Consider the following 21840-nt stretch of genomic DNA (forward strand, 5'->3'; position numbering starts at 1 on the left):
TGACGCCCACCAACTTGGCAGTAGTAATTTTCTTTAGCTCAACGGTGGCAGTTCTTACGGATTTGAGTGGATTGCCATTTGGGACATTTCCTTTCTATCCATAATGATGCCACCCCTATTAATTAGCTTCTTAAGTTCCTCTTCAATGAACTGCTGTGGTTCCATCAGCGTTCGCGGAGTCATTTTCTACTTAGTCTCAACTCCCGTCTCAACATCTCTTACATAAAATATTAAGTCTTGCTCTTAAAATCGCTCTTTCATAATTGGTTTTTCAAAATATATTAAGAAAAATGTAATTAATGAATAGCACCGCAGATAGAGCGAAAATAGTAGATATGAACTCTAAGAATCTTCAGGCTTGAAAGAAGCAGTAGGAATACGTAGATATGGCTAGCATAACAAATCTTTTTCTAGGATATCACATTAACGAGCAAATATATGTAGGTAATCGCACTCTAGTTTATCGCGGTCTTCGCACTTCAAATGGGGAGCCGGTCGTGATCAAACTGCTACGGAATGACTTTCCCCGCTTCAACGAGTTGGTTCACTTCCGCAACCAGTACGTCATTGCTAAAAACTTAGAGATCCCCGGCAGTGTCAAGGCATACAGCCTGGAAAACTACCATAACCACTATGCTCTGGTAATGGAAGACTTTGGCGGAATCTCCTTGAGTAGCTACCTCGCTCGTCTAGCAGCCGAGAGTAAGGAACCCCTAGAAGGCTTGCCCATTAACGAGTTTCTTCCCATTGCAATTCAAATTGCCCACGCCCTTGACGGACTTTATCGCCACCACGTCATCCATAAAGACCTCAAACCGGCCAACATTCTAATTAACCCCACCAGCAAAGAAGTGAAGCTGATTGACTTCAGCATCGCTTCTCTGCTGCCTCGCGAAACCCAAGAAATTCAAAATCCCAACGTCCTTGAAGGCACCTTACCTTACATATCTCCCGAACAAACTGGGCGAATGAACCGAGGCATTGATTACCGCACAGATTTCTACTCGCTAGGAGTAACATTCTACGAATTACTAACAGGAAAGTTACCCTTCCAAACGGATGACCCAATAGATTTGGTACACTGCCACCTCGCCAAACAGCCACTCCCAGCCTCAATTGTCAACACAAGCGTTCCATTGGTGCTGTCTGAGATGGTAAGCAAACTGATGGCGAAGAATGCTGAAGCTCGCTATCAAAGCGCCCTAGGACTCAAGTACGACTTAGAAACTTGCTTATCCCAGTGGCAAGAGACAGGGACGCTCGCTAACTTTGATTTAGGGCAGCGAGATTTGTGCGATCGCTTCATCATCCCCGAAAAATTATACGGTAGAGAAAGCGAAGTATTCTCCCTGCTAGCGGCGTTTGAGCGCGTGAGTGCCGGCAGCGCCGAAATGATGCTCGTTGCCGGTTTCTCCGGCATTGGCAAAACCGCTGTTGTCAACGAAGTTCACAAACCAATTGTGAGACAGCGCGGATACTTTATTAAAGGCAAATTCGACCAATTCCAACGTAACCTTCCCTTTTCAGCATTTGTCCAAGCTTTTCGCGACTTTATGGGACAATTGCTATCGGAAACAGATGCTAAAGTTGAACAATGCAAGTTGGAAATTTTGGCAGCTTTGGGCGATAGCGCTGGGGCGATAATTGAAGTCATTCCCGAACTAGAACGTATTATCGGACAGCAACCGCCCGTCCCAGAACTTTCTGGCAGCGCCGCTCAAAATCGATTTAATTTATTGTTTGATAAATTTATTCAAGTGTTCGCAAGAAAAGAACATCCTTTAGTGATTTTCTTAGACGATTTGCAATGGGCAGACTCAGCATCATTAAAATTAATTCAACTGCTGATAAGTGCTACTGACAACGGCTATCTCTTATTAATAGGAGCTTATCGTGATAACGAAGTTTTTCCAGCACATCCATTGATGCTAACGTTAGCAGAGATTCAAAAAACTCAAGCAAAGGTGAACACTATTACCTTAGCGCCGCTTGATCGAGCGGGCGTAAATTGTTTAGTTGCCGATACTCTAGCTTGTTCTAAACCGTTAGCGGAACCCTTGACAGAATTGGTTTATCAAAAAACTAAAGGTAATCCATTTTTTGGCACTCAATTCCTAAAGTCTTTACACGAAGATGGATCGATTACATTTAACTTAGATACGCGCTATTGGCAGTGCGATATTGCACGAGTGCGATCGCTAGCCATCACCGAGGATGTGGTTGAATTTGTGGCGATTCAGTTACAAAAGTTGCCAACACAAACGCAAGAAGTTTTGAAGTTGGCAGCCTGTATTGGCAATCAGTTCGATTTGGCGACCCTGGCAATTGTTAGTGAAAAAGTTGCCGTAGACACTGCATCCGCTTTATGGAAGGCACTACAAGACGGGCTAATTTTACCCATTAGTCAAGTTTATAAATTTTATCAAGCAGAGGGGAATAGCGAATCGGTAGTGGCTAATGGAAAGGAATCTGAGCAATTACCAATTACCCATGACCAATTACCCAAATATAAGTTTTTACACGATCGCGTCCAACAAGCAGCCTATTCCCTCATTCCTGAAGGCCAAAAGCGATCGACTCACTTAAAAATCGGTCAACTGTTATTAAACAATACACCCGAAGCCGAGCGAGAAGAAAGAATTTTTGATATTGTCAACCACTTAAATGTGGGAGTTGAGCTAATTACTCAGGAGGCAGAACGGGAGAAATTAGCACGCTTGAATCTGGTTGGTGGAAAGAAAGCCAAAGCTGCTACTGCCTATTGTGCAGCAGTTGAATATTTCAATAGTGGCAGAGAATTACTGGCAGTAAATAGTTGGGAAAATCAATACGAACTAACATTAGCGTTGCATACCGAAGCAGCAGAAGCGGCATATCTAAGCGGTGACTTTGACCGGATGGAAGAATTGGCATCAGTCGTGGAAACCTGCGCCAAAACCCTACTGGACAAAGTGAAGGTATATGAAGTACAGATGCAAGCTTGTATGGCGCAAAATAAGTTACAGGAAGCGCTGAATACGGGACTACAAGTTTTAAAACTGTTGGGGGTAGAGTTTCCCTCCGAGCCCAATCCGTCTGATATTGGGCAGGTTTTAGGGGAAACTGCGGGAATTTTGAACGGGAAGCGAATTGAGGATTTAATTGAGCTGCCTGAAATGAGCGAGCCCTATAAACTAGCAGCTATGAGACTTTTATCAAGTATCTTTGCTCCTGCATACATTGCTGCTCCTGCACTGTTGCCTTTGACGGTGTGCAAACAAGTACAATTATCCGTCCAATATGGGAATGCTTCTGTTTCTCCCTTTGCTTACGCCAATTATGGTTTTCTTCTTTGTGGAGTTGTGGGAGATATTGAGTCAGGTTATCAGTTCGGTCAATTGGCTTTAAGTCTAGTGTCAAAGTTAAATTCTCAAGAAATCAAAGCCAAGACAGCCTTCATAGTAAATTTATTTATCCGACATTGCAAAGAGCATCTCAGAGAAACCTTAGAGCCTTTGGTGTCAGCTTACTCTAGCGGAATGGAGGCAGGAGATTTAGAATATGCAGGCTATAATTTATTACAGTCCTCCTGTTCAGCTTACTATAGTGGCAAAGAACTGACTGTCCTGGAAAGAGAGATAGCAAGAAACAGAGATGCTCTTCATAAAATTAAGCAAGAAACAGCGCTTAATTATATAGAAATCTATTGGCAGGCTATCTTGAATTTGCTGGGAAAAAGTGAGAATTACTGCCTTCTAAAGGGTGAAGCCTGCGATGAGCAGATGAAGTTGCCATTTTACCAGCAAGCGAACGATAAAGCGGGAGTTGCATACATATATTTAAACAAACTTTTACTTTGTTATTGGTTTGAAAATTACTCAGAAGCGATTGAGAATATCGCTATAGCAGAGAAGTATTTAGATGCAGTGGTAGGAATGCCCGTTGTTGCTATCTTCTATTTCTACGATTCTTTGGTGTGGTTGGCGGTGTATTCTGATGCTCCACAGTCAGAGCAACAGGGGATTCTTGACAGAGTACAAGCTAATCAAGAAAAAATGCAGAAATGGGCGCATCATGCCCCCATGAATCATCTGCATAAATTATATCTAGTGGAGGCTGAACGGCATCGGGTTTTAGACGAAAAAATAGAAGCGATCGAGATGTACGACAAAGCGATCAATGTTGCTAAAGAAAACGAGTACATCAACGAAGAAGGTCTTGCTCACGAACTCGCCGCCAAATTCTATTTGGAATGGGGCAAAGAAAAAATTGCCAAACCCTATTTAATTGATGCTTACTATGCTTACGCTCGTTGGGGAGCAAAAGCAAAGATTGATTATCTAGAACAGCGTTATCCCCAATTGCTTGCTGTGATCCTGCAACAGGAGCGAACTCGCCAGAATCCGAGCGAAACAATTCACACATCCACCCATAGTGAATCATCCCTATCTAACACGAGTAGAACAATTATCGGTAGCACCAGCAGTTGGGGGTTAGTAGATTTGCCGACAGTTATCAAAGCTTCTCAAACTCTATCTAGCGAAATTAAACTCGATCAATTGCTCACTACCCTCATGCAAGTGGCGGTGAAGAATGCCGGAGCACAAACCGGAGCATTAATTTTGAATGAAGAGGGAAACTGGAGGATAAACGTTCACTGCACAAACCGTCAAGACTGCCTTCTGCAATCAATTCCGGTTGAGGAGAGCGATGTAGTTCCTCTCACTCTGATCAACTACGTCAAACGTACAAAAGAAACCGTAATTTTTGATGATGCTAGCAATCAACCAAGATTTGCATCTGACCCCTACATTATCCAACAGCAACCTCAGAGCCTGCTTTGCACTCCGATCAGCGAGCGAGGGAAAATGCTCGGGATTTTGTATTTGGAAAATAATTTAGCAACAGGGGTATTCACGAGCGATCGCGTCGCCATCCTCAACATCCTGTGCTCCCAAGCTGCAATTTCCTTACAGAACGCCCGACTGTATCAGCAATCCCAGGAGTATGCCCAAAAACTAGAGCTTTATCTCAACGATCTCAAACAGATGCAACTGCAACTGGTACAGAATGAGAAGATGTCTGCTCTCGGCAATTTAGTCGCAGGAGTAGCCCACGAAATTAACAATCCGGTAGGCTTTATCGCCGGCAACTTGCAACCGGCTCAAGAATACCTACAAGATTTGTTCGAGCTAATCGATGTATATCAAGATAGTTTTCCCAAGCCAGGAGCTAAAGTTGAAGAAAAAATCGAGGCCATAGACTTGGAGTATTTGCGAGAAGATTTGCCCAAATTGATTGGCTCGATGCAGGAGGGAGTCGAGCGCATTCGCAATATCAGTACAAGTTTGAGAACGTTTTCGAGGGCAGATAGCGATCGACCAGTTGCTTTCAATATTCATGACGGACTCGAAAGCACTCTCCTGATTCTCAAGCACCGTTTAAAAGCGAGCGAGTTTCGCCCTGCCATTGAAGTTGTGAAAGAGTATGGTAACTTGCCCCTCGTGAAATGCTTTCCCGGACAGTTAAACCAGGTATTTATGAACGTACTGGCTAATGCCATTGACGCTCTGGAGGAGTCAAATAAGGGGCTCCATTTTAGTGAAATTAAAGCCCTAGCTAATCAAATAACGGTTCAAACTGTTCTGAGCGAAGACCAAAATCAGGTTTTGATTCGCATTAAGGATAATGGAGTGGGGATGTCTAACGAAGTCAAGGAAAACATCTTTAACCACTTATTCACAACCAAGTCTGTCGGTCAAGGAACCGGATTAGGATTGTCGATCGCCCACCAGATTGTTGTGGAAAAACATGGAGGTACGTTAACAGTGAATTCCTCCCTAGGGCAGGGTTCGGAGTTTGTTATTTGTATTCCAGGGTGAGCAGTTCGTAGTAGGTCTTTAGCGCAATTAGCGCCATCGGCTAACCTAGACTCGATCGACAGCTTCATGCCGATCGTAGTCATCCTCAAAAATATCGGGTTTAGTAGGAAGAAACATACGGATATTCCGGGTTTCTAGACACCCATGCGTTTAGAAGTGAAATTGTGAGTTGTAAGCTGTGAAACGTAATTTATCTTATTGGCGTCCAATATTGTCAGTTTCGATTTTACCCGTACTGGCGATCGCCCCGTCTTTGCTCTGGAATCAACCCGGAAGAACACAAGAGGGGGAGAGGGCCGGCCTGATTGATGCTTCGAGAGCCCGCCAGGGAATTCATTCCCTGGCTGATAGCGAAAGTCGGTTAAAACCGACTGAAATATTCACCGATAGTTCTCTTGAGAGAACTTCAGCTATGAGACAGGGGTTGCAACCCCTGTCGGACTCTAGGCTTTTGGCTCAATCTGTACCGCCCTCTTCGATCATGAGACAAGGCCGCCAAGTATCTCTAAACGGTCGCATTCTCCCCCTAACTTGGACTCAGCAGCCGGAAAACAGCACTTCTGGGAATTTCCGAACTTGGATTGCTGACGTTGGATTGATGCAAAGTGCGGGAGTGGATTTGCTCAGCGCCGCCGACAGTGCCAAACAACCGGTGCAGTGGTTTTCGGTATCTTTAACCGGCGCTCAAAGCTTAGCAGCGCGGGCAACAGGCCCGTATCGTTACTTAGATGTTACCGATTTTGCTAGACTTGCGGGCTGGGAGATATCTGCTGATGGGAATATTCTAAAAATTACTTCTCAAAGTGCAAGTGTTACCGGAATTCGGCAAGCAGAAATAGAATCGGGCGATCGCATTGTTGTAGATCTCGATCGGCCCGCCCCTTGGCAAGTCAACTTTGTCGATAAACCAAGCCCGTCGCCGACACCCACACCCAACCCGCCCGACGACCCCACAAAGCCCGCTATCCCACTGCAAAACCTCAGCGCAGCGCCAAACCTCGAAACACCAGACGACCCGACCAAACCCGCCGTCCCGCTGCAAATAACGCCCGCAGCGCCGATCGCCGGTCAAGAATGGTCGATCGCGATCGATGCCAAAGTCGCTCCCGCCTTACTTCAGGACACTTTTCAAACCAGCAAACAATTGCTATCACTAAAAATCGAACCTGACGGCGCTCAAACTAAAGTCAAAGTGAAGATTCCTTTAGGTTGGCGGCCGCAAGTTTTCAGCCTGGGAAATCCCAATCGATTAGTTATCGACATTCGGCCAGATTCGTTAGTAGAAAAAAATATTGTTTGGGCGCCCGGTGTGCAGTGGCGGCAGCAGTATCAAAATTTAGGAACTGCTCGTTTTCCAGTAGTTTGGTTAGAAGTTAATCCGCGTCAATCCGGTGTAAAAATTCGACCAATTCTCAGCAATCCGCCTGCCGATCAAGGCACTGCACCTTTATTGCAAACAGCAGAAGTGTCGGGTGCGGCTGCGGCGATAAATGCAGGGTTTTTCAATCGGATAAATCGGTTAGCTTTAGGGCCAATTCGGCGCGACAATAAATGGCTTTCCGGGCCGATATTGAACCGGGGGGCGATCGCCTGGAACGATCGGGGAGAATTTGCGATCGATCGTTTAACTTTGCAAGAAACTGTGATAACTCCGGCAAATCAACCTTTGCCCGTTTCTCATCTCAATAGTGCCTATGTGCAATCGGGAATCGGTCGCTACACTCCTGAGTGGGGAACAACTTATACTCCGTTGTCTGGCAATGAAATAGTTGTGACAGTTGCGGGCGATCGAGTTGTCAGCCAATCCCCCGGAGGTGCGGCGGGAACAACAACTTTTCCCATTCCAGCTAACGGTTATATTTTGGCTTTGCGTTCGGATTTTTTCCCTGCTGATCAACTCTCTATCGGCACTTTATTGCGTTTAGAAACTAACACTTTTCCTGCTGATTTTAACCGTTTTCCTTACATTCTCGGCGGCGGGCCGATGTTGGTACAAAACAGTCGAGTTGTGCTGGATGCTAAGGCGGAAGGGTTTAGCGATGCGTATGTTCGACAGACAGCAATTAGAAGTGCGATCGGGCGAAATGCTGCGGGGAATTTGCTGATTGTAGCCGTGCACAATCGCGCGGGCGGGGCGGGGCCAAATTTCGCAGAACTGGCGCAGATATTGCAGCAAATGGGTGCTGTGGAGGCTTTAAATTTGGATGGGGGAAGTTCGACGAGTTTGTATTTGGGAGGTAGTTTGCTCGATCGACCTCCGTCAACTGCTGCGAGAGTTCATAATGCGATCGGTATTTTCATTCAACCATAAACCGTCACCTTAAATTGTAGGGGGCGTCAGTGTGCGTTATTTGCTCAAAAATTGAGAATCTCCGCACTGACGCACCTTACAAACTCTTGTCCCCCCCTTATTAACTACCCTGTACACACAAGCCTTGCTAAGGGGGGAGTAAGAGTTAATCCCTTGCTCAGGGGGGGGAGTAAGAGTTAATTCCTTGCTAAGGGTGGGAGTAAAAGTTTCTATAATCCCAAGTCGATCGGCTTGTTTGTATGTGATGATAACGGGATCTTCCCCGCGCCATTTGCAGGGTCAAGACCCGTTTTGGGCGGTTTTGCAATGATGCGGTTCCTGTGCGCGATCGCACTTCAGCCATTCCTCAACCGCTAGCCACAGTTATCGATCGCGCTTTAATTGACAATCCTGATATTTATTATAAAAGTGCAGCGGTATTTAAACAAGCCCTATTCAATAGTATATCGTAATTTATGGTTCGACTAGCAATAGGTTTTCAGAAACGCGGTTTCTTGAATAAACCGCGTTTCTTGGTATTCTTAATCTGCCATCACAGACAACACATACTCTCCTTGATTTACTGACTGATTGGTCGAAACATCAAAAATGAAAACATCCGACTCAGCACAAACATCAACCAAACTGGGGAATTCCCCATTCTTATTAAAGCTGAGAATTTGATAAAGCCGATCGCCCTTTTTGACATAACTCCCCAACTCCACTCGATTTTGAATCATCCCGCCCGCCGGCGCGTAGTATTTGAACACCGAATTCTTGGGGGTAAAAATAACTTGATGGGCGGCAGTTTCCGGCAGGGGAAATCCATCTATTTTCACTAAACCCTTACTGGCTAAGTAATTTTTGATTCCCCGCAAGCCATTCGCCACCGACTCGGGACTCATTTCCATCCCCGAACCTAATTCTAAAGTCCAGGCTTCCACGTCAAATTCGATCGCACTTCCCAACTGGGCCAAAATCTTCTCCAAAGCCAGCCAAGGCTTGAGAAACGCCTCGTCAAAAGCATCGCCGTCGTACTCGTTCATCAAGATAGCGCGATCGAGCAAAAAAGCTTTCGCACTCTCCTGGCGGGAATTAAAACAGTAAAGGTAATCTAAACTTTGATTCGTAGAACTGTGCAAGTCCAGCACATAGTCAGCATCCAAACACAAAGATTGTAGCTGATATCGGTAAAGTTCGCTGTAGGGGCGGCAACTAGGAGCGTTAATTTTTTCCAACTCTTTCGCAAAACTCAAAGCAATAGCTTTTCTGTAATTAACTTTGACAGTATCGGCATCGAGATGGATGTGAGACTTAGCAAAACCCAGAATATCTTCCCCTTGTTTTTCAAAATCCCAGAAAATCCGGTTCCAATTTACCCCATCATAAAGATTGTAGCGACCCGGAGAAAAATGGTGCGATCGCTGACTGACACCCACAGGATTGCAAACCGGAACTAGCCAAATTTCGCCGCTTAACTGACTGCTGTCCAAAGACATTAAAAACTCAATTAATTGGTGAATCACAGCATTACCGCTAATCTCAGCGCCGTGCAGGTTAGATTGGAGATAAGCTTTTTTGCCGGGAATCGCACCTTGGAACTGATAGACTTGCAGTGAAAGCCGATCGCCCGAAGCAAGCTGCACCACAGGAATAGTCGAAATAACTGGAATCATAGAGAAGGAAGAGGGAAGAGGGAAGAGGGAAGAAGGAAGAGAGAAGAGGGAAGAAGGCAAAAATTTTTTTCTTTATTGTGCCAACTGCCAACTGACTTATTCCTTAATAGCCGATTTGCTGACGAAGGTCTAAAATCAATACAGTTCTCTGCTGCCTTGCTTTCAGCAAGATTTAAGCATACTTACCCTGAAACCTCATAATAATCCTTGTGTCAGACACTGCCCAGAACCGCCCAGAGCTGGATCTGAAGACCATATTTCCCTTCGAGCTAGATAACTTTCAGAGAGAGGCGATCGCCGCCCTCGATGCAGGTAAATCCGTTGTCGTGTGCGCTCCCACAGGCTCTGGGAAAACGTTAATCGGGGAATACGCCATCCATCAAGCACTCTCCAGGGGGCGGCGCGTCTTCTACACCACTCCCCTCAAAGCACTCTCTAACCAAAAGCTGCGCGACTTCCGCAGTCAATTTGGAGACGACAACGTAGGTTTGCTCACGGGCGACATCTCCGTCAATCGAGATGCGCCGATTTTGGTGATGACTACCGAAATATTTCGGAATATGCTCTACGGTACGCCGATCGGAGAAGTCGGTACTTCCCTCACCGGAGTCGAAACCGTGGTGCTCGACGAGTGTCACTACATGAACGATCGCCAGCGTGGTACCGTCTGGGAAGAATCCATCATCTACTGTTCGAGCGAAATTCAACTACTCGCCCTCTCAGCAACCGTTGCCAATAGCGAGCAACTCACAGACTGGATTAACAAAGTCCACGGGCCCACAGAACTCGTCTACTCAGACTTTCGGCCAGTGCCGCTGCAATTCCACTTCGCCAACCAAAAAGGGATATTTCCCCTGCTAGACGAGACCGGCAAAAGAGCTAATGTCCGGTTAGTCCCCAAAAAGAAGCAGCAAAAAGTAGAAAGAGGCAGCATCCCCACTCCGAGTTTGACCGATGTTTTGGCGCGGTTGGACGATCGAGATATGCTACCAGCAATTTACTTCATCTTCAGCCGTCGCGGGTGCGACCAAGCAGTCGCAGAAGTCGGCAATTTCTCCCTGGTTAACGAAGCCGAAACAGCCGAACTCAAACGCATCATTGACGATTTTTTACAGCGAAACCCAGAAGCCGAACGCTTCGGTCAAAAAGAAGCACTTTTAAAAGGCATCGCCGCCCACCACGCAGGCATTTTGCCCGCTTGGAAAGGTTTAGTAGAAGAACTCTTTGGCAGAGGTTTGATTAAAGTCGTATTTGCCACCGAAACCCTAGCAGCCGGGATTAATATGCCCGCCCGCACCACAGTCATTTCCACCTTGTCCAAGCGCACCGACAAGGGACACCGACTGCTAAACGCTTCAGAATTCCTGCAAATGGCCGGTCGGGCTGGTCGCAGGGGCATGGACAAGTTGGGGCACGTCGTCGCAGTTCAGACGCGCTTTGAAGGCGCAAAAGAAGCCTCTTATTTGGCAACAGCCAAAGCCGACCCCCTGGCCAGTCAGTTTACGCCCAGCTACGGCATGGTGCTGAATTTGCTGCAAACTCACACTCTCGACGAAGCTCAAGAGTTGGTAGAACGCAGTTTTGGTCAATATCTGTCTACCTTGTACTTGCAGCCCCAGCAATCAGAATTAGACCGGCTGCAAACAGAATTGGCTGTGCTGGAACAGTCCCTGGCCGCCGGAGGCAATGTCTCCACCCTGGAAAAAGAGCTTGCCCATTACGAAAAATTGCAGGGAAGACTCAAAGAAGACAAACGTTTGCTCAAAATTCTCTTGCAGCAAGCTGAAGAAGCGCGATTTAAGGAGATGTCCGTAGCTGTGGCTTTTGCAGTGCTCGGCACGGTTCTGAGTCTCAAAGGCAAGCACGTTCCGACAGCCAAACGATCGCACACAAATCCTGTACCCGCCGTATTGGTTGCCAAAATCGCAGGTTCCGGCCAAGCACCAAATTTGGTGTGCTTGGGCAAAGATAACCGTTGGTATGTCGTCGCCATTAGCGATGTCGCTACCCTGCACGCGGAATTACCTCGCTTGAGCGTTGCAGATACCTTGAACCCGCCGTCGGAAATGCCGCTGAGACTCGGCCAGTGCCGCTTGGCAAATGAAGAAACTGCTTCAATTGCTGCATCGATTCCAGAATTGCCGACACCGGAACCGAGTCCAGAGGCGATCGAGCAACAGCAGAAAATCGCAGCCCTAGAAGCTCAGCTAGAAGTTCACCGGGTTTTAGAATGGGGCAATCCCGGTACTTTGCTCAAACGCCAGCGCCGCCGGGAAGAATTGAAAAAAGAAATCCGCAAAAGCGAACAAGAGTTAGAAAAGCAGCGAGCTCGCTACTGGGAGCAATTTCTCAATTTAATTGACATCTTGCTGAATTTCGGCTGCTTGGAAAGAGTAGTTTCGGCAACGGGAAACCGAGATGACTCCTCCGACAGGTTGGTACCCACAATCTTGGGCCAAGCTTGCGCGGCTATTCGCGGCGATAACGAACTGTGGCTGGGTTTGTCCCTGATGTCTGCGGAGTTTGACGAACTCGACCCCCACCACCTCGCTGCTGCTTGTGCGGCCTTAGTTACAGAAGTTTCTCGGCCCGACAGTTGGACTCACTACTCGCTGTCGCCAGAAGTTTTGGCACCTTTGGACAATCTGCAAAAAGGCTTGCGCCGCCGGTTGTTTCAAGTTCAGTACCGTCATGAAGCTGCCATCCCGATTTGGCTCGAACGGGATTTAGTGACTTTGGTTGAGCAGTGGGCTCTGGGTGTTGAATGGCTGGAACTGATTAGCCATACGAGTTTGGATGAAGGGGATGTGGTGCGGATTTTGCGCCGGACTTTGGATTTCTTGTCTCAGATTCCTCATGTTCCTCATGTTTCGGATTCTTTGCGGAGAAATGCTTGTCGGGCGATGCAGTTAATTGATCGATTCCCCGTGAATGAAGCTGCAACGCCAGAAAATTAGTTGATTGACAGTTGACTGTTGAGTGTTGGCTGTTGACAGTTGACAGTTGAGTGTTGACTGTCCGGCATCTAAATTGTATTTTTGGTTTTTCAACCCAAATGCACGCAGATTTTAATCTAAAATCGTTTCCGGTTGCATCGGTATTGTTCAAATGTCCAAACAGTCCACACTCAACAGTCAACTGTCAACTGTCATCAGGACTACACCCAGATTTAAATCTAAAATCCCAAATCTAAAATCGCAAATCTAAAATCGCTCGATCGCACATTTTCCTGATTCAGGTTGCAGGGCAGGATAGAAAATTGTATGGTGCGGATCGATCGCTCTTAATTGTTATTGAATTTTTGTCTAGCGGTGTGCTGGGTAATTCTCCTATTTATGATGCAACAAATCAAAAAGCCTCATCAAATGCCTGATGCCTGCTCCCAGGCTCAAAGAATTCGCTTTTTTACTTTCTTGCAAAGAGTCTTAATTGGAACTCTAGCGAGTACATTACTCAATCTATTCATCCTATTTCCCTCTCCGAGTTTCGCAGAAGTAGTTCTGGGCGTTGTTCGCAGTTCCGAGAATTCTCCCGACTGGGTGAAGATTACCACGCGCCTCTGGGAAAGCGGCATTGCTTACAAACCAATCAATTTGGAAGAAATCAAAAATTTGGCGGATTTAGCAGGCGTTAACGTGCTGTTTTTGCCCAACATTGAAACTTTGAGTCCGGCGCAAATTAAAGTTTTAGAAGCTTGGACAAAACAGGGCGGCCGCTTGATTGCTTCGGGCCCAGTCGGCCGCAGTTCCCCGGCTTTGGTGCGCCAATCTTTGCGATCGCTCCTCGGGGCCTATTGGGCTTTTCCGTTAACCCAGCCGGCTACCCCGCAACCGCGCAGCCGCTGTCGGGATCTTGCTTGCACTACTTCTAGCAATTGGGTGCCGACTGCACAACAAAATGCTTCTGTCCAAGGTGGTGTCTTGATTCCGGCTGATGCGAACAGTCAAACAATTGCTACTTGGAAAGATAGTTCCGGTTCCTCCGCAGCCATCGCCACAGATCGCGCTACCTATCTCGGCTGGCGCTGGGGTAGCGACGGTTCGGGAAATGTAGATAAGGCTTGGCTGCAAGCCTCGATCGCCCGCTGGGGAGGCACAATCGCTTCAGGGCCTGTAGCGCCGCCCACTGCTGCCACGACCCCACTGCCAACTCCCCCCTCAAGAGTCACTAGAAATAGCCCTAGTTCGCCGCGTAGTACCCCGCTGAGCCGACTTTCTCCCTCTCCCTCGCTTCCCGATTCAGTTCCTCCAACTTTTACAGACCCTTCCGATCAGTCGGCGCCGCCCGGTTTGGACGTGCAGGTAAATTCCAATAAGCCGATCGTCAGCATTGAAGCGTACTTGATGCGCCAAGAACTCACTAACCTCCTCGGCCGGTTTGAAAGCGCCCTAACAGCATCTAATTCAGGCAATACCGCCATCAATCTCAATGCTGCTACCTCCCCTCAACTGGTGGCTGCAGAACAGGGCGGAGGCGCCCCGGCAAGCAGCCGCCTCCCTGTTCTACAAGCGAGCAGGACGGGGGCGATCGCCCAAGCGCGGCAGGTTTTGCAAACTTTCGACCAACTTCTGCAAGAGCAAAACTACGCCGAGGCTAGAAAGCAGTGGGTGGAAGCGCGGCAGTTGCTATGGCAAAATTACCCGAAGGAAGGACAGCGCGTTGGGGCGGAAATTCGGGCGGTTTGGCTCGATCGCGGGACGATCGTCGCAGCGCGATCAGAACAGGGTTTGGCGGCAGTGTTCGATCGACTCGCAGCCGCCGGTATCAATACCGTTTTCTTTGAAACTTTGAATGCCGGATATACGATTTATCCCAGTCAAGTTGCACCGCAACAAAATCCCCTAACAGTTGGCTGGGACCCGCTGGCATCTGCGGTTAAATTAGCTCACGAGCGAGGCATGGAACTGCACGCTTGGGTTTGGGTTTTTGCCACAGGAAATAAGCGCCACAATACTTTAATTGGTCAGCCTACTTCTTATCCCGGTCCGGTGCTTTCCGCTCATCCACAGTGGGCGAATATTGACAATAAAGGACGCACGCAAAATCCTAACGATGGTAAATTTTATATCGATCCGGCAAACCCGGAAGCGCGTAATTATTTGCTACGAATTGTCAGCGAAATTGCCAACAACTACAAAGTAGATGGGGTGCAATTAGACTATATTCGCTATCCTTTTCAAGATGACAATGCGAATTTTACTTACGGTTACGGGATTGCGGCTAGGCAGCAATTTAGGCAGTTAACTGGTGCAGATCCGGTGAATATTTCCCCCAGGGACGGCAGTTTGTGGCGCCAGTGGGTTGAGTTTAAAACTAATCAAATTAATAGTTTTGTAGCTGAAGTTTCTCAGCTTTTGCGGCAGAATTATCCGCGCACAATTCTGTCGGTGGCTGTGTTTCCGCACCCGGAAAGTCAGCGGATTTACAAAATTCAGCAAAATTGGGAAGTTTGGGCTCGTCAGGGCATTGTAGATTTGATTGTGCCGATGACTTATGCTTTGGATACGAACCGACTTCAGCGCATCACCGAACCGTTGGTAAAGGAACAAATTCTGGGTTCGGCTTTGATTTCTCCGTCGGTTAAGTTGTTGACTCTCCCGGAAGTTGTGGCGATCGACCAAATTCAAGCTTTGCGCGATTTGCCGACAGGGGGCTATGCTATTTTTGCCGTGGAAAGTATCAGCAGCGGGATGCAGGGGTTTTTTAACCGCACTCAAGGCACGCCAGTGCGTTCCACTTCTGCTACGGAGCCGATTCCTTACCGACAGCCGTTTGCGGCGGCGGCTTCGCGGTATACTGCTCTCAAGCAGGAATGGAGTTTTTTGTTGGCTAACAATCAGTTGCGGATGTCGGAATCTGAACTGAAAGTTTTGCAAAGTAGAGCGGATGAATTGGCGCAAGCTTTGAGCAAGTTGGCGGCAAATCCTTCTACGGAAAGTTTAGCAACTACTAAAAGATTGTTAAGGGGTTTTCAATCTCAATTTCAATCTTCGATGCGCTTGCATTCTGCTGAAAATAGCTATCAGGTGCAAACTTGGCAAAATCGTTTGGAGAGTTTGGATATGCTGTTACGTTACGGCGAAAGGATGGAGTTGAATCGCAGGTAAATACAGATTTTTGGGCAGAGTTCTTGTTTAGCTACTGTTTGTTCAAACTGAGATGTTGCACTATTCTCAATAACCCTTCTCTGGGCGGGCAGGATGCCCACCCCACAAGAAAATGTACTTGTTGTGGAACAGGCATCTTGCCTGTTCCACAATAAAATTCATCTCTTGTGGAACAGGCATCTTGCCTGTTCCTAAATAAGTAATTGAGAATGGTGCAATACATAAGATGATTTCGGCTTAGGCTGATAACGCCCACTTATCTGTATCAGTAGTTACGAAAAAACTCTGAGTATAAATCCGCTATATTGAGTTAAATTGATCGACGGTACTGTCGTCAGTAAACTACAGCATCAGGAGAAAAGGAATGGCAAAGGAAACATAATTTACACTCAAAACTCCCAACAGTTACCAATGCCCAATTCCCCATGCCCAATTCCCAATTCCTCTTAGGATGGCTATGTTTCCTAAACCCCTAAATCGTTTGGCTACAAAATTTATCGGCAAAGCTCCATTACAAACGGTGCTCGTGGTTCCTTTTTTAGTGCAAATAGTGGGCACGGTAGGAGTTGTAGGTTGGCTATCTTTCCAAAACGGTCAGCGGGCAGTCAACGAGGTTGCCGCTCAGTTGCGGGGAGAAATTAGCGATCGCATCAAAGACCGCATGGAAAATTATATGTCAATTCCCCACATTGTCAATCACCTGAATGTTCAAGGCATAAAATTGGGGCAGTTGAACTTAGAAAACCAGCAAAAACTAGAACATCATTTCCTAGAACAAATTCAATATTTTGATTCGATCAGCATCATTTACACAGGTAAAGAAAATGGAGAACATTCGGGAGCAATCCGCACTAAAGAGCGGACTTTGATATCTGCTGCCGACAGCTCTACTGGCAATAAATTAGCTCGGTATAGTGCTGACTCTCAGGGAAACCGCGTTCAATTAGTGCAAATTTCATCCGATATTTACGACCCGCGAACTCGCCCTTGGTACATAGCTGCGGCTGCGGCAAAAAAACCTATTTGGACTCCAATCTATACAGATTTTTTGACTAGGGAACTGGCAATTACTGCTGCTTTACCTATCTACGACGACGCTGGCAAATTGTTAGGAGTAGCGGGCAGTGATTTGCTTTTTTCCCGAATCAAAGAATTTCTCGTTAGCCTCAAAATTGGCAAATCAGGACAAACTTTTGTGATGGAGCGCTCGGGGATGTTAATTGCTACTTCAACGGCGAGTCAAGAATTCGTGGTAGAAGGTAAAGAAACAAGACGCATCAAAGCTTCAGAAAGCGAGAATCCGGTAATTCGACAAACCGCACAGCATTTAGATAAACACTACGACAGCTTAGCTAAAATCAATAATTCTCAACAGCTTACTTTTGATGTTGACGGCCAGCGAAATTTTATTCAGGTAGCTCCTTTTAAAGACGATCGAGGGTTGGATTGGCTAATTGTAGTAGTTGTACCAGAGTCTGACTTTATGGAGCAAATTAACGCCAATACGCGCACGACTTTTTTACTGTCGCTTGCAGCTTTGATGGGGGCGGCAATCCTGGGGATTCTTACTGCTAAATGGGTAGTTCAGCCGATTTTAAGATTGAATGCGGCGGCGAAAGCTTTGGCGCGGAATGAATGGGATACAAAGCTCACTCTAAATCGCCAAGACGAACTCGGAGAACTTGCGACTGCTTTTAACAGCATGGCAGAGCAATTGCAGCATTCATTTACTTCCCTCTCAGAAAGCGAAAGCCGAGTCAAACAATTTCTCAATGCAGTACCGCTAGGCATTTTTATTGCAGAGCCAAACGGTCAACCTCACTACATTAACCCTACAGGAAAAAAACTTTTATCTCAAGGAATTGTGGCAGCCGATGCCGAAAAACTGCGCCAATTATACCGAGTTTATTTAGCTGGGACTCAGGAAATTTACCCGGCGGAACGCGACCCAATTTTAAATGCTTTGCAGGGCAAAAGTGTAACTGTTGATGACATGGAAATCTCCTCCAATAACAAAACTGTTCCCCTGCAAGTTTGGGGGACTCCTATTTACGACGCCCAAGGAAATATTATTTACGGAATGTGCGCTTTTCAAGATATTACGAAACGCAAAATAGCGGAGAAATTATCAAGGGCATACAACCAAAATTTAGCAGTGCAAGTTGCAGAACGCACCGCAGATCTTGGCAAGGCCAAAGAAAAGTTTTCTAAAGCTTTTCGTTCGAGTCCGAATGCGATTACAATTACAAGAATTAGTGACGGTTGCCACCTAGAAGTTAATGATAGTTTTTGCCGAATGATGGGCTACACCCAGGAAGAAATTATCGGTAAAACAGCAGTTGAACTCAACTTCTGGGCGAGTTTGAAAGAGCGTGACCGCATGATTCAAATGTTAAAAGATAAGACAGCAATTCACAATTATGAGCTGAGGTTTCGCAATAAAAATGGTACAGAAAGAACGGCACTGCTGTCTATAGAAACCATCGATATTGATGGAGAAGCTTGTTTTTTGTCGATTTCTAGCGATATTACCGATCGCCAAAAAGCAGAAACTGCCCTCCGGGAAGCCGAAGAAAAGTACCGCAACATTTATGAAAATGCTTTGAATGGAATTTTTCAAACTGCTGTTGACGGGAAATACATCAGCGCTAACCCCGCTTTAGCAAACATCTACGGTTACGACTCGCCAGCAGATTTAATAGCAGCACAGCCGAATTTCAATAACCAGCTTTACGTGAAACCCAACCGCCGCGACGAATTTGCAGCGCTGATGAACGAGTGCGGGATACTATCAAACTTTGAATCGGAAATTTACCGCAAAGATGGCAGCATAATCTGGATTTCGGAAAATTGTCGCGCTGTCTGCGATGAAGCAGGAAATTTACTTTACTACGAAGGTTTTATTAAAGACATTACTGATAGCAAACAAGCGGAAATCAAAATGCAGCAGGCGAAAGAAGCGGCCGAAGCAGCAAACAAAGCTAAGAGTACCTTTCTCGCCAATATGAGCCACGAATTGCGATCGCCCCTGAACGCGGTCATAGGCTTTGCTCAAGTCCTGATCCGCAGTCAAACGTTGTCTCAGGAAAATCAAGAAGATGTCGGAATTATCCTGCGGAGTGGCGAACATTTACTGGCTTTAATTAACCAAGTTTTAGACTTGTCAAAAATCGAAGCCGGACGCACGACGCTTAATGCCAAAAGCTTCGATTTGTACCAACTAATCGACGATTTAGAAGATATGTTTGCTCTCAAAGCGGAGCAAAAAGGTTTGCAGTTAATCTTCGACAGAGACGCAGAAGTTCCCCATTACATTTGTACTGATGAAGTTAAATTGCGTCAAGTGTTAATTAATTTGCTCAATAATGCAATTAAATTTACTTCAGAAGGGGGAGTGTCGGTGCAAGTCAAAGGAGAAAGGCGGAATATACATAAAAACAGCACTGACCAATTGCCCAGCCCCTACTGGCTGCATTTTGAAGTTCAAGATACTGGTGCAGGCATTGCTGCTGAGGAAATCCATCAGTTGTTTGAAGCATTCGTGCAGACGAAAACAGGTAAAGATTCTCACGAAGGAACGGGTTTAGGTTTAGCTATTAGCCGCCAGTTCGTGCAATTAATGGGAGGTGAAATTACTGTTAGCAGCGAGATCGGAAAGGGTGCATTATTTCAGTTTTACATCCAAGTTCATCTGGTTGAAGCTAGTGATATTGAAAGCAAAAAAAGTCAACGTCGAGTTATTGCCCTCGAACCGAATCAGCCGAGTTATCGCTTGCTAATTGTGGACGACAAACCTTTGAACCGCCAACTGTTAGTAAAACTTCTCAGTCCACTCGGATTTGAGTTGAGAGAAGCTAATAACGGTAAAGAAGCGGTTGATATTTTTATGGAGTGGGAACCGCATCTGATTTGGATGGACATGAGAATGCCTGTCATGGACGGCTATGAGGCAACGAAACAGATTAAAACTACAACTGGCGGGCAAGCAACGGCGATTGTGGCCCTAACTGCTAGCGTTTTGGAGGAAGAACGGGCGGTGATTCTTTCGGCGGGTTGCGATGATTTTATGCGGAAACCGTTCCGAGAGGAGGATATCTTTGTGGCAATGGGAAAACATTTAGGAGTACGCTATATTTATGAAGATCCAACCCCAGTAAGTGTCGCAGGTGTAGAGGAGTCAAGTCAGGAGGTACTCACACCGGAGGCTTTTGCCTCTCTTTCTCCAGACTGGATGGCCCAATTCAAGCAAAGTATTTTGAGTGTGGACATGGAGGCGATCGCTAGTTCGATCGCACAAATCGGCACTGTCAATCCCTCTCTTGCGGGCAAGCTTCAAGATTGCATTAATAATTTTGAATATGACAGAATTTTGAACATAATCGAACTCAGCGAGGAACCGTAAATACCCGATGACTTCAACTTTACCTAGAACCAATCGAGCTAATATTTTAGTAGTGGACGATACGCCCGAAAACCTGCGGCTGCTGGCCGGAATTTTGAGCGAAAAAGGCTATCAAGTTCGCCCCGTACCCAATGGCAAGCTAGCATTGTCTGCTGCTCAAAAAATACCCCCGGATATAGTGTTGCTGGATATTATGATGCCGGAAATGGACGGCTATCAAGTTTGTCAGCAACTCAAAAGTTCTGAAATTACCAAAGACATTCCTGTTATTTTTATTAGTGCCATCAATGACGTGCTGGATAAAGTTAAAGCTTTTGCAGTGGGCGGAGTTGACTTTATTACTAAACCGTTTCACGTTGAAGAAGTTTTAGCCCGGATAGAAACTCATTTAAAAATTTGTTCACTGCAACAAACTTTGCAAGAAAAAAATCAAGATTTAGCAACGGCGCTGCACCAACTGCAAGCCACCCAAGAGCATTTGATTCAATCGGAAAAAATGGCAGCCCTAGGACAACTTATTGCTGGCATTGCCCACGAAATAAATACCCCCCTGGGCATTATAGGTTCCTCTATTAATAATATAGCTAATTTTTCCGACGATTTTTTAGAAAAATTTCCTGAAATTTATCAACAACTTTCTGACGAAAGCAAAGCTTATTTTTTAGCTTTACTGTACAGAGCCAGCCATCAAGAAGTTTTATTCACAAGCAGAGAGAAACGCAAATTTAAGCAGCAGTTGGCGGCGGATTTGATGGCAGAATCTGTTGAGAACTCTGAGGAAATTGCGGATACTTTAGTTGACATGGAAATATACGAAAAAATAGAAGAGTTCTTGCCGCTTTTTAAATCGCCGGATTGGGAAGTAGTTTTAAATAGTGCTTACCAGTTTGCGAGCTTTAAAAAAAGTATTAGCCTGATCCAAAGAGCAACAGCGAAGTCTGGGAAAGTAGTATTTGCCTTAAAAACCTACGCTCATTTTGATAGCAAACCAGAAAAAGTCCAGGCGAACTTGCACGATGGCATTGAAACGGTGTTAACCCTTTATCAAAATCAACTGAAACACGGTATAGAAATAGTTAAAAATTATGGAGATTTACCCCAAATTATGTGCTATCCCGATGACTTAAATCAAGTTTGGACTAATCTCGTTCATAATGCCCTGCAAGCCATGGATTATAAAGGTATTTTGACAATTGAAACTCGGCAGCAAGAGGCAAAGATTTTCCTCAAGTTTACTGATAACGGCAAAGGTATTCCCTCAGAAGTTATTCCCAAAATTTTTCAGCCGTTTTTTACGACTAAATCTGCGGGCGAAGGTAGCGGTTTGGGCTTGGATATTGTGAGAAAAATTGTGGAAAAACACGAAGGCACAATTGCTGTAGATTCTGTACCGGGGCAGACCACTTTTACAGTCTCGCTGCCTATTTATTAAACACAACTTACCTGTAGGAGGCTGATTCCCCGTGACACTCGTCGCTGTCTCGCTGACAAATACAAGATTTAT

7 protein-coding genes are annotated in these 21840 nt (G+C 46.0%); 6 read left to right on the plus strand and 1 reads right to left on the minus strand.

Annotated elements, in window-relative coordinates; genetic code table 11:
- The first annotated feature begins 386 nt into the window (after positions 1–386).
- Both D0A34_12425 and D0A34_12430 read left to right on the plus strand, forming a co-directional pair.
- Positions 387–5861 carry a GAF domain-containing protein gene (locus D0A34_12425; protein ID UNU19565.1) on the plus strand — a complete coding sequence of 1825 codons (5475 nt, stop codon included), beginning with the start codon at positions 387–389 and terminating at the stop codon, positions 5859–5861.
- Positions 5862–6312: 451 nt separating this feature from the next.
- Entirely contained in the window at positions 6313–8172 is a 1860-nt protein-coding gene (locus D0A34_12430) for a hypothetical protein (protein ID UNU22270.1), read from the plus strand.
- A 521-nt stretch (positions 8173–8693) separates the two neighbouring features.
- Here the strand turns inward: D0A34_12430 and D0A34_12435 are convergent.
- Positions 8694–9827, minus strand: coding sequence for a succinylglutamate desuccinylase (locus D0A34_12435; GenBank protein UNU19566.1), 1134 nt, complete (start codon positions 9825–9827; stop codon positions 8694–8696).
- Between the two features lie 209 nt (positions 9828–10036).
- Between D0A34_12435 and D0A34_12440 the strand changes: the two genes are divergently transcribed.
- The 4 genes from D0A34_12440 to D0A34_12455 all read left to right on the plus strand — a co-directional run bounded on the left by D0A34_12440 (position 10037) and on the right by D0A34_12455 (position 21768).
- Positions 10037–12784, plus strand: coding sequence for an RNA helicase (locus D0A34_12440; protein ID UNU19567.1), 2748 nt, complete (start codon positions 10037–10039; stop codon positions 12782–12784).
- Between the two features lie 408 nt (positions 12785–13192).
- On the plus strand, positions 13193–15934 hold the full coding sequence (locus D0A34_12445) for a hypothetical protein (protein ID UNU22271.1): 2742 nt from the start codon (positions 13193–13195) through the stop codon (positions 15932–15934).
- Between the two features lie 457 nt (positions 15935–16391).
- On the plus strand, positions 16392–20336 hold the full coding sequence (locus tag D0A34_12450; GenBank protein ID UNU19568.1) for a PAS domain S-box protein: 3945 nt from the start codon (positions 16392–16394) through the stop codon (positions 20334–20336).
- A 7-nt stretch (positions 20337–20343) separates the two neighbouring features.
- Positions 20344–21768: a hybrid sensor histidine kinase/response regulator gene (locus tag D0A34_12455; GenBank protein ID UNU19569.1), complete on the plus strand. Its 1425-nt coding sequence runs from the start codon at positions 20344–20346 to the stop codon at positions 21766–21768.
- Positions 21769–21840: the final 72 nt, after the last annotated feature.

Source organism: Microcoleus vaginatus PCC 9802, from assembly GCA_022701275.1.
Classification (GTDB): domain Bacteria; phylum Cyanobacteriota; class Cyanobacteriia; order Cyanobacteriales; family Microcoleaceae; genus Microcoleus; species Microcoleus vaginatus_A.